Genomic DNA, 13,455 nt, shown 5'->3' with positions numbered 1-13,455 from the left:
GGAGGAAGCCAATATGACCACATCTACTTTAACAACACATTCTTTTAAGGAAGCAATCCACCAACGATTGGCTGAATATCAAGAACTAGCACTAGATATCCATGATCATCCAGAGGTCAGTAACTATGAGTTTTATTCGTCAGATGCCTTGATCAAACAATTAGAAAAAGAAGGATTTTCTGTGACAAAAGATGTAGCTGGTCATCGAACAGGATTTGATGCTCGTTACGCTTCAGGAAAATCAGGACCAACGATTGCTTTTTTAGCAGAATTTGACGCTTTACCAGGAATCGGTCATGCTTGTGGACATAACTTGTTTGGTACGTATTCTGTCTTAGCTGCCAGTGTCTTGCGCGAACGAATTGCTGAGATCGGTGGAGAAATCCGGGTATATGGCACACCTGGCGAAGAGGGAGGCGAAAACGGATCAGCTAAAGGAAGTTTTGTACGGGAAGGCTTTTTTGAAGATGTGGATGCTGCCCTTTGTGTCCATCCCGCATACCGTTACGGCAAAACGACAGAATCATTAGCGAACGATCCGGTGGACATCAAGTTCCATGGTGTTGCTTCCCATGCAGCCGCCGCACCAGAAAAAGGAGTGAATGCCTTAGAAGCGTTGCTTCAAGTGTTTAATGGAATCAATGCGTTGCGCCTGCAATTGCCAAAAGACGTTAATATCCATGGCATCATTACGGATGGTGGGGTCGCTGCGAATGTGATTCCTGAATATGCATCGGGTCGATTTTACTTGCGAGCAAAAAATCGCCAGACATTGAATGAGGTGTATCAAAAAGTCGAAAATATCGTGAAAGGTGCGGCTTTGAGTACGGGAACAAGTTATGAATTTGGGTTGTTCCAAAATTCGGTTGATGATGTGATCGTGACGCCTTCATTTGATGCGCTGTTCTTCAGCCATGCGGATGTAGCAGGTGTACCTGATGAAGAAATCGAAACAAAAGAACAAACAAGTCTAGGCTCTTCTGATGTTGGTAACGTGAGTCATGTGATTCCGACGATCCAACCAACCGTCTCGATTTCTGATGAATATATTGCCGGTCATTCTGAAGAATTTAAAGCAGCTGCTCGCAGTGAAAAAGGACTAGCTTCGATTGCAATTGCTGCTGAACTATTGGCAAATACTGCATTAGATCTATTTGAAAAGCCAGAACTTCTAGATAAAATAAAGCAGGAGCATCAAGCAATCCTTGCAAAAAAATAATGGGAAATGATGGATGGGTGAAAGGACTAGATCGTGATGAATCAAAACATTTGTTTTCAGAAAAAATACATTTAGATTGACAAATTGGACAGATGCAGGTAAACTTCATGAAAGTTCACTTTTCACCCAGTAGTAGTTTTGGTGTTTTGTTCAGAAAGTCGGTGGTTGCTGCGAACCGACCAAGCCAATTCTATGAAATACAGGAAAAGTTTTAACAATTAAATCATTCAAATCAAAGTGAAAAACAGATCTGTTTTTAATTAAGGTGGTACCGCGGAGAAATTCGTCCTTAGTTGAAAACAGATCTTTTTGTCTTTTTTTTAGGGAGGAAACGCAGATGAATTGTGGCGGAGTCATTCGATATCGAAGCTTTTTTAAGACGTAACAAACTTAAAAAAGGAGAATGGATATGGAAAAAATAAAAAAAACTAGTTTTATAGAAGCAGTGAGTGTATTAATAATTATCGTTGCAACGATAGCAGCCGGAGTAGTTGGCTTTAAGATTTCACCGAATATCGCGATTTTGATTGCTATTGGTATGGTCATGGTCTACGCAGTAGTGAAGAAACAGCCAACCGATCGATTACATGAAGGAATCATCAATGGTCTCAAACCGGGAATCATCCCGATCTTTATCTTTATTTTAGTCGGCGCATTGATTGCGGTCTGGATCCAAGCTGGCATCATTCCAACGTTGATGGTCTATGGCTTTAACATCATTAGTGTCCCCTGGTTTGTGCCTTCAGTTTTTGTTGTGTGTGCCATTGTCGGCAGTGCAGTCGGTAGTGCCTTTACTGTCATGTCAACCATCGGTATCGCCTTTTTCGGTATCGGCACAACGTTGGGATTGAACCCCGCATTAGTTGTCGGTGCTATTGTTTCTGGGGCAGTTTTTGGAGATAAGATGTCGCCATTATCTGAATCGACAAATCTGGCAGCAGCCATTGTTGATGCGGATCTATTTAAACATATCAAACATATGATGTGGTCAACACTTCCGGCATTTATTGTTTCTTTGATTTTGTTTGCATTTTTAGGACATACAGATAAAGGTGCCAGCTTGACAGAAATCCAAAATGTAACAACTATTTTAGAAAACAACTTTACGATTTCGATCTGGTCTCTAATCCCTTTATTCTTGATGTTGGTTTGTGCTTGGAAAAAAATTCCAGCGATCTTAACGATCCTGTTGAATATTGCCGTAGCAGTTGGAATGATTTTTATCCAAGATCCAAGCACTTCCTTCTCAGGACTAGCGACAGTCCTCGAATCTGGTTTTCTATCTGAAACAGGAAACACGCAAATCGATGCGTTACTTAGCCGCGGTGGGATCGAAAGTATGATGCCTACAGTTTCCTTGATTATTCTGACGCTTTCATTAGGCGGTTTATTGATCGAATTTGAGTTGATCTCTACAGTTATGGAAGTGGTATCGAAGAAAATGACGACAACACCTAAACTGATTTTTACGACACTAATGACAAGTATTGGTGTCAATCTGTTTATCGGTGAACAGTTCTTATCTGTGATCTTACCAGGAAATGCGTTCAAAGAAACATACAAAAAAGCAGGACTTGATCCAACTGTTTTGAGTCGTACCTTAGAAGATGGAGGGACAGTCATCAATTACCTTATTCCTTGGGGGATTGCCGGTAGTTTTGTTGCCAGCACGTTTGGAATACCAACGATGACCTACTTACCATTTGTATTTTTCAGTTTGCTTTCTCCCGTCTTTTCGATGGTCAGTGCCATTACTGGTTTAGGTATTGCAAAAAATAAAGAAAAGCAGGAACAATTGAACGTTGCGAAGGAAACGATATAAACTCAAATAAATAGTCACCCGATCAGCGGGGGACTATTTTTTTTGGATAATCAAGGGTTTGACTCATCAATTGAACGTATCGATGAAGTGAAACAACAACTATTCAAGTATCGTTGCAAAAAATGAGGGTGATCTTTTTTGACGAATGGGTCATCCAGGCTCAAAATTCTCTAAAAAGACTAATAAAAACCAGCTAGAAAGCTCAAAGATCTATCAAGTGATCTCGTATTTTCTAGCTGGTTTATGGGGAAGTTTTAGTTATCTATCTTTATCATCAATCAAATCGAAGAAAAAGGCTCATTTTTTATCGCAAAGACATCTTTTTTCTTTTGATAGCTAAAGAAAATCACCGCATATAACAAAGCTGTCAAGACCGTTACACCAATTGAATTTGTCATGAGTATCCCAATCAAGATCAAGCTTAACGCGATCAAAGCAAATAAATTAAAGCTTTTGGCTTGCCAAGTGCCTTTCTTCAATGCTAAACGAAAAGCGGCAGCGCTGATCATTAGCCAAATCACGAGTACCGTATAAGAAAGGGAACCGGCTAAGTAACCAAAAAGTTTGTCACCTACGAAATAGGAAAGAATGACACCTAGATATAGCACGCTGGTACAAAATAATACAGCACGTTGTGGCACATAATGTTTGTTCAACTTTGCCAGTTTCTTGGCGGTGCCTTTTTTGTCTTTCAAACGGAAAAACAATAGACGGGAAGAAGCATAAACGCCAGAATTGATCGATGAAAAGAGTGCCAAGACAATGACGAAGTTCACGATATCACTAGCAAAAGGGATATTCATCTGTTCAAACACCAAGACGAACGGGCTAACTGCAGAACCAGCTAAAGTGTTCCAAGGGAAAAGAATCAGCAATAAGAAAAGCGGAATAATATAGAAGGAAACAATTCGGCCCATGACCCCTTTTATCGCTTTTGGTATGGCTTTTTTAGGATCGTCCGCTTCACTGACGGTGATTGCAATCAATTCCGACCCGCCATATGAATAGATAACGACAAGTAATGAACTAACGACCCCTTTTAAACCATGGGGAGTAAAGCCACCGTGATCAGTCAATTGACTTAATGTAGGAAAAATTCCAGTTCCTAACATTTGTTGTCCGACGAGATATAACCCGAAAAGAATCATCAAGATAATGACACTGATCTTCGCAAAAGCCAACCAATATTCGGTTTCAGCAAACAAGCGGACAGAATAAAGATTGATCAGAGTCGTTAAAATAGCTAAAAGTAAGATGAAACACCATGCAGGTACATGCGGGAACCATAATTGTAAGAAGGAAGCTGCTGCTACAGCCTCGGCGATGATATTGATCATCCACATGGAATAATAGACCCAGTCGACGAAGTCCGCAGAATGATTACCTAAATAAGGGCGAATCAAGCCAGATAATCCATGTTGTGTATCCCCCCCGTCTAAAACTAACTTACCTAGACCACTCATAACAATAAATAAAATACCACCACCGATCAAAAAGGCAAGCAAAACTGCAGGACCAGCGATCCCAATTGCTTCACCACTTCCTTTGAATAAACCAGCACCAATTGCACCACCCAGAGCAAGCATCGTGATGTGTCTAGAGCTTAGCTGTTTTTTTAATTTTGTTTGTTCTGTACTTTCCATCAAAAACCCTCTTTTCTAAAAACATAGCTGAAAAAACAAATAGGTTATAAAATAATATTCTCTATAATAACAAATTGTCTGACAATTACAACTATTCTGAAAACTTTTTTGTAATTTTTAATGAAACAATCATAGAACTCTTATCTGTTTTGATAATTATTGTTATATTTCTATAAAAAATAACTTGAAACGAAAGCGTTTCATTCGCTTTTTCCTTTCATGCAGGGCTATTATAAGAGGAAACCCATACTTAATAGGTTTGTTTTGAGTAAGTAAAAATAAGGAGTTGATAACTATGAGCCAACACGAACGATTGCTTATAGCGAAAAATAAGGCGTTATATTTTTTCCCATACGTACAAACAATGGACGTCATCTCAGCAAAAGATTTGATGGATGATTCCTTTATGTCATCGTTCCAACAGCAACTCGATCAATATAAACTAATTATTTTTTTAGATTATGGTTTTGATGTGGCATTTGCTTCTCGCATTCGACCGTACACAAATGCGAAGATCATTCTCTTCTTTTGGAACCATTTCAAAGAAGAGCACCTTCAGTTATTGAAGAAAGCAGAAGCAGAACCAGCAATTGATGACATTTACCATTTTGATATTTTAGAAGCAAAAGAGTTAGGGATTAAGCACAATAGTTCTTTTTATTCAAAAGAGATGCAATTACCAAAAGCTGAAGTCACGACTGATCTCTTCTTTGGCGCAACTGATAACGGCAGAAAACAACGAGCAGATGATTATCAAGCCACATTTGAACAGTTAGGTATCTCAACAAATTTTTTTATTTTACCAAGTCGTGGAAATGATCAAGAAGGGTATCTGACCTATACAGAATATTTGCAAAAGACGAATGGTTCGGCAGGTATTTTAGAATTGTTGCGAGAAGGTCAAAGTGGTGTGACATTACGAACATTTGAATCGATTTTCTTCCAAAAGAAATTAGTCACTGATAACAAAGCGATTTCCGGGTATCGTTTCTACAATCCACAAAATATTTTCTTGTTGGAAGAAAGGAATTTGGATGAACTTCCTGCATTCTTAAATAGCCCTTATCAAACCGTCGATCGTGAGATCATCGAATTTTTTGATGTAGAAAATTGGTCACAGCGGTTTATCGATTATGATCCTGAAGTATTTTCTATCTATGAATATAGTGGTATTGAAGCACGTTAGATATGATATAGTTAAAGAAAAACACGTTGTTCAATCATCACAGAAAAAGGAGTCTCAGAATGAAATTACTTGCAGCAATCGATTCGTTTAAAGGTAGCGCATCGTCTATTGAACTCAACCAAGCAGCATTGCAAGGCTGGGGGGAGGCGGAACAAACAGTCAATCAACCTATCGCAGATGGTGGCGAAGGAACTGCTGAAGTGATTTACGCTACTTTAGGCGGGGAATGGCGAACACTTTTTTGTCCGGATTTGCTCTTTCGGAAAAAAGCATGTCGTTATTTACTGACACAAAAAAAGAATCGTAAGTTAGCCATCATTGAATCGACGGAAGTTATTGGATTGGACTTGTTGACCGAACCGACAGATCAAACGATCCGGTTAGCTTCAAGTTTTGGTTTAGGAGAGTTGATCAAAGATGCTTTGAATCAGCAAGTAGACGAAGTTATCGTAACATTAGGTGGTAGCGGTTGTTCTGATGGAGGCTTGGGTTTATTACAGTCTTTAGGGGCGAAACTAAATGGCGTTACAGAAGGGAATCCTTTGTTATCCATCGAGACAATCGACGTCTCTCAATTAGAGCGAATCGAGCAACGATTGACGATCGCAGCGGATGTTACGAGTCCTTACACTGGCAAACAGGGTGCGACTCAACTATTTGGGAAACAAAAAGGTGGTTCACCAGAAACTCTAGCATTTTTGGAAGCCCAAGCAGAAAAGGTCGCTGAACAAATCAAAGAACGCACAGCAATTGATTTGAATAAACTCGCTGGCAGTGGCGCAGCTGGTGGAATCGGAGGCGCTCTAGCCATTGTCGGGGCTACGATGAAAGCAGGTTTTATGACTGTCTCTGAGTTAGTAGACTTAGAAGATAAAATCAAATCAGCCGATATCGTGATTACAGGAGAAGGCCGGATCGATCAACAGACAATTCATGGGAAAGTGCCTTATGGTGTGGCTTCTTTGGCAAAAAAACACAACAAAAAAGTTGTAGCGTTCTGTGGGAGTCGGGAAAAAGATTTAGGTGAATTAACGACGATTCTTCCTAGTGTATTTAGTATCCAAACTGGCCCAACTTCTCTTGATAAGGCATTGGATCATCAAGAAACACTAGAGAACGTCAGAATACTTTCACAGGCAATCAGTGGCTTGTTGCAATAATTTATTGGTTGACAGTCTTAAAACACCTATGGTAACCTAGTGGCAAATAAAGACAAAGTGAGGGATCCGCGCATTGAAAAAGTAAGTCAATTTGTTGAAGCTGCATTTTAACTATACCTTGTTCGTTCAAGGGGATAGTATGCAGATTTTCAGAATTGGCTGCTTTCAATGAGTGGGTCTCTTTTTGTACTCATCTTCTTTGACCAGTTCTGAAAATAGGACTGGTCTTTTTTATAACGAGGTGAAGATAAATGTCTAAAATCGAAATCAAACAATTGACGTTTGGCTATGACAGCCAAGACAATCTGTTATTCGATCAAGCAAACCTAAATATTGATTCCACATGGAAATTAGGACTGATTGGTCGAAATGGTCGTGGCAAAACGACGTTATTAACTATTTTGCAAAACAAACTACCTTATCAAGGAAAAGTGACCCATCAACAAGAATTTGTCTATTTTCCACAACAGGTCAGGGAAACGAATCGACTAACCTATGATGTGTTGTTAGAAGTTTCAGATTGTGAGTTATGGGAGATCGAGCGTGAGTTGATGCTGATGCAGGCAGATCCGGAAATTCTCTGGCGCCCTTACGATTCCCTTTCCGGCGGAGAAAAAACAAAAGTATTGCTGGCTCTCTTATTTACCGATGAGCAGCATTTTCCACTGATTGACGAACCAACAAATCACTTAGATGTGGTTGGGCGTCAGCAAGTAGCTGAATACCTGAATAAGAAAAAACAAGGGTTTATTGTTGTCAGTCATGATCGTCAGTTTATTGATGAAGTCGTTGACCATCTTTTGGTCATCGAAAAAAGTCAATTAGTGATCTATCAAGGAAATTATTCCGTCTACGAAGAACAAAAGCGTAGAAAAGATGAATTTGAGTTAGCACAAAACCAAAAAATCAAAAAAGAAGTCGGACGTTTGAAAAAAACCGCAGCTGAAAAAGCGGAGTGGGCTAACTCTCGAGAAGGAGACAAAACAAAAAAACGTGTTGGCTTTATTGATACCGAAGCACGGCGTGTCAATCGTGGCGCAATTGGAGCGGATGCTGCTCGTACAATGAAACGTTCAAAAGCGATCGTCAATCGGATGGAAACTCAAATTAGTGAGAAAGAGAAATTATTGAAAGATCTAGAGTCGATCGATTCATTGAACATGTGCCCAACTCAGTCGCATCATAAACGCTTATTGACAGTAGAAAACCTACAATTAGGCTATGAAGAGATGTTATTCGATCCTATCAGCTTTAGCATCGAGCAACAACAGTGTGTGGCAATAACTGGACCTAATGGTAGTGGTAAATCATCGATCATCCAGTATTTACTTGGAGAATTTACTGGTCAATCCAAGGGGGATGTCACACGTCCGGCAACAATCAGCATCAGTTATGTTCGCCAAAACTATGAAGATAACACCGGAACATTAACAGATTTTGCGCAAAAGAATCAGCTAGACTTGGAACTCTTTTTAAATAATCTTCGTAAATTAGGAATGGAAAGAGACGTGTTTCATACCTCCATTGAAAACATGAGTATGGGGCAAAGAAAAAAAGTGGAATTAGCCAAATCATTTGCACAATCCGCAGATCTTTATATCTGGGATGAGCCATTGAATTATCTGGACGTGTTCAATCAAGAACAAATCGAGCAGCTTTTAGTACAAGTCAAACCAGCGATGTTGATCGTCGACCATGACCAGCGATTTTTAGAAAAAGTCGCAACGAAAAGAATCGATTTGAGAAGAAGAGAAACACCTATTTGAAACACTAAGGCTAATCGAACGTCGTCGATTCCAAGCAGATGATCCATTTGGACTGAAATTGTATGATAAAATTGAAAGAGCATAAAATAAAGGAGAGTTATCTAATGTTATATATTACTAGACATGGCGAAACGACTTGGAATGCTCAAGGCTTAGTTTGTGGCCATGCAGACATCGAATTAACAGAAAAAGGTAAACAACAAGCAGAAAAACTCGCTGAAAAAGTGGCAAACTTGGAAATACCGATCACCAAGATCATCCATTCCCCTTTGCAACGCGCAAGAGATACGGCACAAGCGGTAGCCAAAAAAGTCAATCTACCTATGACAGTGGATGAACGACTGATCGAGATGGATTTTGGGGATTATGATGGGCGTCCTAGCGAAGACGAAGACTTTCAACGTGCACGCCAAAATTTTGCGGTACGTTTTCCAAATGGGGAATCGGTTTTAGATGTGTATGCACGGATCACTCCTTTATTGAAAGAGTGCTTAGAAGATGAGGACAATGTCTACTTGCTTGTTTGCCATAATGCACTGATCCGAATCATCAATGCCTATTTTCATCCGATGCCAAATGACACATTCTTTGACTTTTTTGTTGAAAATACGGAATTAGTTACCTTTGACTAGCTGTTTTTATTCTTGGCGTAACAAGAATAACTAGAGGATGTTATCGTAAATGTTCTGCTATATAAAATATTTTTTCTTTTCATGAAGATTATTTCACATAAGTACGCTTTCATGGTATAATTTCATAGGAATACAAAAAGAGAGGAAGAAATTTAATGTTATCAAAAAAATTATCTTTATTAGGTTTAACAGCAACAGCACTTTTGGCTTTAGGAGCTTGTGGTGCTGACAACAATGATTCAGCTAATTCTAGTTCAGCTTCATCAACAACAGAAGTAAGTACAACAGAAAGTTCAGCAGATGTTGTATCAACAGCTTCAATCAGTGATGATCCAGCTGTTTTAGAAAAAGCAATGTCAGCTGACGGTAACTGGATCGTTGCAGCAACAGGTGATGTGACATTCTCAAATGATGTAACTATCGCAGGCGAATTCCATGACAAAGATGATGCAAGTGCAGACATCTACCGCAAAATTGCTTTGTACTCACAAGACGATGACCGTAACGTAACTGCTGAATACACAATCACTGTTCCAACATTGATCGTTGAATCAGAAAACACAAATATCGTTCACGGAACAATCAAAGGTGACGTACTTGTAAAAGCGAACGGCTTTGTATTAGACGGAGCAAAAGTAGAGGGTAACGTAACATTTGAAAAACAAGAATACCAAGATTCAGCAAAACTTGACGAAAACGACGCATCAGTAACAGGCGACGTAACAGTTAGCGAATAATCTTATAGTCATAAAGACATCTAAAGCAGAAATCCTTCTGTTTTAGATGTCTTTTTTCATTAAAAAACATCCGATATCAATCCTTAGTAATACGACCATAGGCATAGTGAGAAGTTTTACATAAAAACAATTGAGTGAAAAAACGTATATAACAAAAAAGAGAGTAACCCTATGATAGAAAATAATATGGGGTAAAAGATATTCATAGATAAAGGAGGATATATGAAGAAACGACTTTGGCTAGGTGTATTAGTAGTAATTATTTTAGGAGGAATCGGAGGGAAGAGGTATATGGATAAAAGAGAAGAAGATCGACAAGAATTGTTGGAAATACAGAAAGACTTGGCGAATTATGTGTATAACAATTATCGGCTCTACAAGAGAGATCCTAAGAAACAAGAGGAAATCGTGGAGGAATACCAAAAAGAAGGAGGAATAACAACCGAAGAATACTTAGAAAGAATGTTGAGTATCAGAGAGTATACAGATATTGAGAAAATAGAATTTACTGGATATACAGTAAGTCCAATGAATTTTTTAAAAGTACATTTTTTGATAAATGATTCAAATAAGCAAATTGCTACATTAGGTGTCAAATCTGCTGAAACTGATAAATGGATTTATGATATCGATTCAGGTAAAAGTAAACCCGGTAATAAATACTATTTAGAAGAGCTAGAACATCCCAATCGTAATCAACTAAACGAAATAAAGATTGTATTTTACAATGGAGGGATATAATTCAATGGATCAAAATAGAAGATTCTCAGATGAAGTATATCAAGTTGGAAATGGTAATCTATTCGTAGGTGATAGGATAAAAAGAAATAAAAACTATATTGTTATAAATACTATAGATACCAATAAAGACAAAATTGGTAATGAATCTAAACCAAAGAAAAACAGTACACAGGCAATGGTTGTACCTGAACTTAAGGATCAGTACAAGACATTTGATACCGAAGAGCTAAAGAAAGTCAATGGCTTTCCCGACTCCGTCATCACCAAAAACCTTACGATTGCCTATGCTGGCACGACTTCGCTCAAAGATTGGCATACAAATCTTGAGGAAATTGGTCGAAGTAATAAACATCCAGATGGCGCATTTTTCTCCGCTTTGAACTATGCCCGTGAAATTGAAAAGCAGTACCCGAAATCAGAAGGCTATACGATCTCAACGACTAGGCACTCGTTAGGTGGAGCTAAAGTACACTTCTTGCCGCAGCAATCAAAGACAATGACAAAGTATCTACTGAAATAATTAATTTTTTATCGTGGCCATACATAACTATTAAAACCGAGCATTCAATAAAAAAATTATATCTTACATAAAAATTTCCAGAATGAGTAAGAAGCTTATTCTGATTATATATAAAACTTAATGAAATCTGAAAGGAGGATATATGAAGAAACGGTATTGGCTAGGTGTGTTAGTGATATTTATCTTAGGAGGAATTGGAGGAAAAATCTATATGGATAAAAGAGAAGAAGATCTTCAAGAATTGCTGGAAATACAGAAAGATTTGGCGAATTATGTGTACAATAACTATCGGTTATATACGACGAATGATAAGGAAACTGATAAGTTTACACAACAATATAGTAATGGAGAGTTGACAACAGAAGAATATGTAGAAAAAGTTGTAAGTGTTAGGAAATATATAGATATAAACAAAATAGAATTTACTGGGTATTCGATTAGTCCGATGAATTTTTTAGAAGTACATTTTAATTTGAATAATTCTAACAAGCATATCGCAACTTTGGGAGTAAAATCCGCAGAAACAAATAAATGGCGCTACAATGTCGATATAGGTAGAAAAAAAACTGAAGACAAGTATTTTATAGAAGTAAGAGAATTTCCTAATGGAATAGAAACACCTACTGAAATAATTGAATATTATTACGGAGGTTTATAATTATGGATCAAAATAGAGATTTTTCCAATGAGGTTTATAAAGTTGAGCATGGAGAAATTGAAATGAACACTAAAATTGGAGAAAAACAAGATTATTTAGTTATAAATACCATAGATACCAATAAAGACAAAATCGGCAATGAATCTAAGCCAAAGAAAAATAGTACGCAGGCAATGGTAGTAGCAGAAATTAAAGATGAATTCAAAAAACTTAATGATAATGATTTAAGAAAAGTCCCCGGCTTCCCCGACTCCGTCATCACCAAAAACCTTACGATTGCCTATGCTGGCACGACTTCGCTCAAAGATTGGCATACAAACCTTGAGGAAATTGGTCGAAGTAATAAACATCCAGATGGCGCATTTTTCTCCGCTTTGAACTACGCCCGTGAAATTGAAAAGCAGTATCCCAAATCAGATGGCTATACGATCTCAACGACTGGGCACTCGTTAGGTGGAGCTAAAGCACTTTTTGTCGCAGGGCTCAATGGTTATGACAGTGTGACGTACGGCGCGGCGGGACCAGGGCTTGCGCAAGCATTATTTGATAATCATCCTGGTACCCTGATCAATCTCTACGACACTTCGGATGTCGTCACGAGTGGGATTTTTACTGGTGGGAAAGGGATGCTTCCAATCAATAGTTTTGGAATCGATAATTCGGGCTGGGAAACATTTGGCCATTCGCTGGATCAATTCAGAACAGATGAAGAGGGAAATTATATCGATAAGCATGGACAGATCATCGTATACGTCGATGGTAATGGAAGTATCTTGTTAGCCCCAACTTTGTGGCAACAAACACTTTTGGAAAACGAAGCAATGATCAAATTACTAGCAGTCAGTGGCGAGCATACGCTAGATGAAATCAAGCGTTTGAAAGAAGAAAATGAGTGGCTCAAGGTTCAAATCAAAGAATTCTTGACATTAAAAGAGTTACGGCAGAAGCTGACTGCAAGTGGCGGTGGACTTTCTCAATCAGAAAAAATTTATTTAGAGGATAGCCAAGCATTAGCTGTCGTACGGACCGCAGCAAGTAAATTTGATGAGGCGATGGGCAATGTTCGCGTGATTTACCAAAACGGAATCACGGAGTTGGAAGAGTTATGGAATGACTGGTTGGGAAGAATACGCAATTATACGCCACATTTGACGTACAACGAGGCAATTGAAACATTAGCCGAAGTGGATTGTACGAAATGGGAGATCGTCGATGAACCGACACAGGAATTTAGAGATAAGATCCGCCAAATTGATCAGATGTCGGAACAGTTTCAAACGCTCGCCGATGAAATCACCCGAAAAATCAATGAAATGGTGGCACGTGACAAAGAATTAGCGAATCAATTGTTTGGGGTATAAAAGGAGGAGA

Annotated in this window: 11 protein-coding genes and 1 pseudogene; 11 read left to right on the top strand and 1 reads right to left on the bottom strand. The window is 38.5% G+C overall.

Annotated elements, in window-relative coordinates:
• The first annotated feature begins 13 nt into the window (after positions 1-13).
• Entirely contained in the window at positions 14-1,219 is a 1,206-nt protein-coding gene (locus tag IGK77_RS11560; RefSeq protein WP_074799894.1) for a M20 family metallopeptidase, read from the top strand.
• Positions 1,220-1,628: 409 nt separating this feature from the next.
• Positions 1,629-3,041: a Na+/H+ antiporter NhaC gene (nhaC, locus tag IGK77_RS11555; RefSeq protein WP_074799896.1), complete on the top strand. Its 1,413-nt coding sequence runs from the start codon at positions 1,629-1,631 to the stop codon at positions 3,039-3,041.
• 278 nt (positions 3,042-3,319) lie between these two features.
• Here nhaC and IGK77_RS11550 read toward each other — a convergent pair whose 3' ends face one another.
• Positions 3,320-4,684 (bottom strand): amino acid permease, encoded by a 1,365-nt coding sequence (locus IGK77_RS11550; RefSeq protein ID WP_062804822.1) that lies wholly within the window; start codon positions 4,682-4,684, stop codon positions 3,320-3,322.
• Positions 4,685-4,979: 295 nt separating this feature from the next.
• Here IGK77_RS11550 and IGK77_RS11545 point away from each other — a divergent pair, with 295 nt between their 5' ends.
• The 9 genes and pseudogenes from IGK77_RS11545 to IGK77_RS11505 all read left to right on the top strand — a co-directional run bounded on the left by IGK77_RS11545 (position 4,980) and on the right by IGK77_RS11505 (position 13,445).
• Positions 4,980-5,870, top strand: a complete 891-nt coding sequence (locus tag IGK77_RS11545; protein ID WP_074799898.1) for an oligosaccharide biosynthesis protein Alg14 — start codon at positions 4,980-4,982, stop codon at positions 5,868-5,870.
• A 59-nt stretch (positions 5,871-5,929) separates the two neighbouring features.
• Positions 5,930-7,030, top strand: coding sequence for a glycerate kinase family protein (locus tag IGK77_RS11540; protein ID WP_074799901.1), 1,101 nt, complete (start codon positions 5,930-5,932; stop codon positions 7,028-7,030).
• 251 nt (positions 7,031-7,281) lie between these two features.
• Positions 7,282-8,796 (top strand): Lsa family ABC-F type ribosomal protection protein, encoded by a 1,515-nt coding sequence (locus IGK77_RS11535; RefSeq protein WP_438713198.1) that lies wholly within the window; start codon positions 7,282-7,284, stop codon positions 8,794-8,796.
• Positions 8,797-8,900: 104 nt separating this feature from the next.
• Entirely contained in the window at positions 8,901-9,428 is a 528-nt protein-coding gene (locus IGK77_RS11530; protein WP_071867164.1) for a histidine phosphatase family protein, read from the top strand.
• 155 nt (positions 9,429-9,583) lie between these two features.
• Complete coding sequence (locus IGK77_RS11525; protein WP_071867163.1) at positions 9,584-10,165, top strand: polymer-forming cytoskeletal protein; 582 nt, start codon at positions 9,584-9,586, stop codon at positions 10,163-10,165.
• Between the two features lie 222 nt (positions 10,166-10,387).
• A complete protein-coding gene (locus IGK77_RS11520; RefSeq protein WP_074799907.1) occupies positions 10,388-10,906 on the top strand; it encodes a hypothetical protein in 519 nt (172 codons plus the stop codon).
• A gap of 4 nt (positions 10,907-10,910) precedes the next feature.
• Positions 10,911-11,384 (top strand): annotated as a pseudogene (locus IGK77_RS11515) (triacylglycerol lipase); the annotation flags it as partial.
• Between the two features lie 184 nt (positions 11,385-11,568).
• On the top strand, positions 11,569-12,084 hold the full coding sequence (locus IGK77_RS11510) for a hypothetical protein (protein WP_074799914.1): 516 nt from the start codon (positions 11,569-11,571) through the stop codon (positions 12,082-12,084).
• A 2-nt stretch (positions 12,085-12,086) separates the two neighbouring features.
• Complete coding sequence (locus IGK77_RS11505) at positions 12,087-13,445, top strand: lipase family protein (protein ID WP_074799917.1); 1,359 nt, start codon at positions 12,087-12,089, stop codon at positions 13,443-13,445.
• Positions 13,446-13,455: the final 10 nt, after the last annotated feature.

It is taken from the genome of Enterococcus sp. DIV0806c, from assembly GCF_051710905.1.
Classification (GTDB): Bacteria; Bacillota; Bacilli; order Lactobacillales; family Enterococcaceae; genus Enterococcus_B; species Enterococcus_B mundtii.
The sequence above is the reverse complement of the archived record's forward strand: the minus strand, read 5'-3'. Positions and strand labels throughout refer to the sequence as shown.

Bases quoted from the DNA above. Each gene is read 5' to 3' on its own strand.
- IGK77_RS11560 (WP_074799894.1), top strand. From the start codon at position 14: ATGACCACATCTACTTTAACAACACATTCTTTTAAGGAAGCAATCCAC.
- nhaC (WP_074799896.1), top strand. From the start codon at position 1,629: ATGGAAAAAATAAAAAAAACTAGTTTTATAGAAGCAGTGAGTGTATTA.
- IGK77_RS11550 (WP_062804822.1), bottom strand. From the start codon at position 4,684: ATGGAAAGTACAGAACAAACAAAATTAAAAAAACAGCTAAGCTCTAGA.
- IGK77_RS11545 (WP_074799898.1), top strand. From the start codon at position 4,980: ATGAGCCAACACGAACGATTGCTTATAGCGAAAAATAAGGCGTTATAT.
- IGK77_RS11540 (WP_074799901.1), top strand. From the start codon at position 5,930: ATGAAATTACTTGCAGCAATCGATTCGTTTAAAGGTAGCGCATCGTCT.
- IGK77_RS11535 (WP_438713198.1), top strand. From the start codon at position 7,282: ATGTCTAAAATCGAAATCAAACAATTGACGTTTGGCTATGACAGCCAA.
- IGK77_RS11530 (WP_071867164.1), top strand. From the start codon at position 8,901: ATGTTATATATTACTAGACATGGCGAAACGACTTGGAATGCTCAAGGC.
- IGK77_RS11525 (WP_071867163.1), top strand. From the start codon at position 9,584: ATGTTATCAAAAAAATTATCTTTATTAGGTTTAACAGCAACAGCACTT.
- IGK77_RS11520 (WP_074799907.1), top strand. From the start codon at position 10,388: ATGAAGAAACGACTTTGGCTAGGTGTATTAGTAGTAATTATTTTAGGA.
- IGK77_RS11510 (WP_074799914.1), top strand. From the start codon at position 11,569: ATGAAGAAACGGTATTGGCTAGGTGTGTTAGTGATATTTATCTTAGGA.
- IGK77_RS11505 (WP_074799917.1), top strand. From the start codon at position 12,087: ATGGATCAAAATAGAGATTTTTCCAATGAGGTTTATAAAGTTGAGCAT.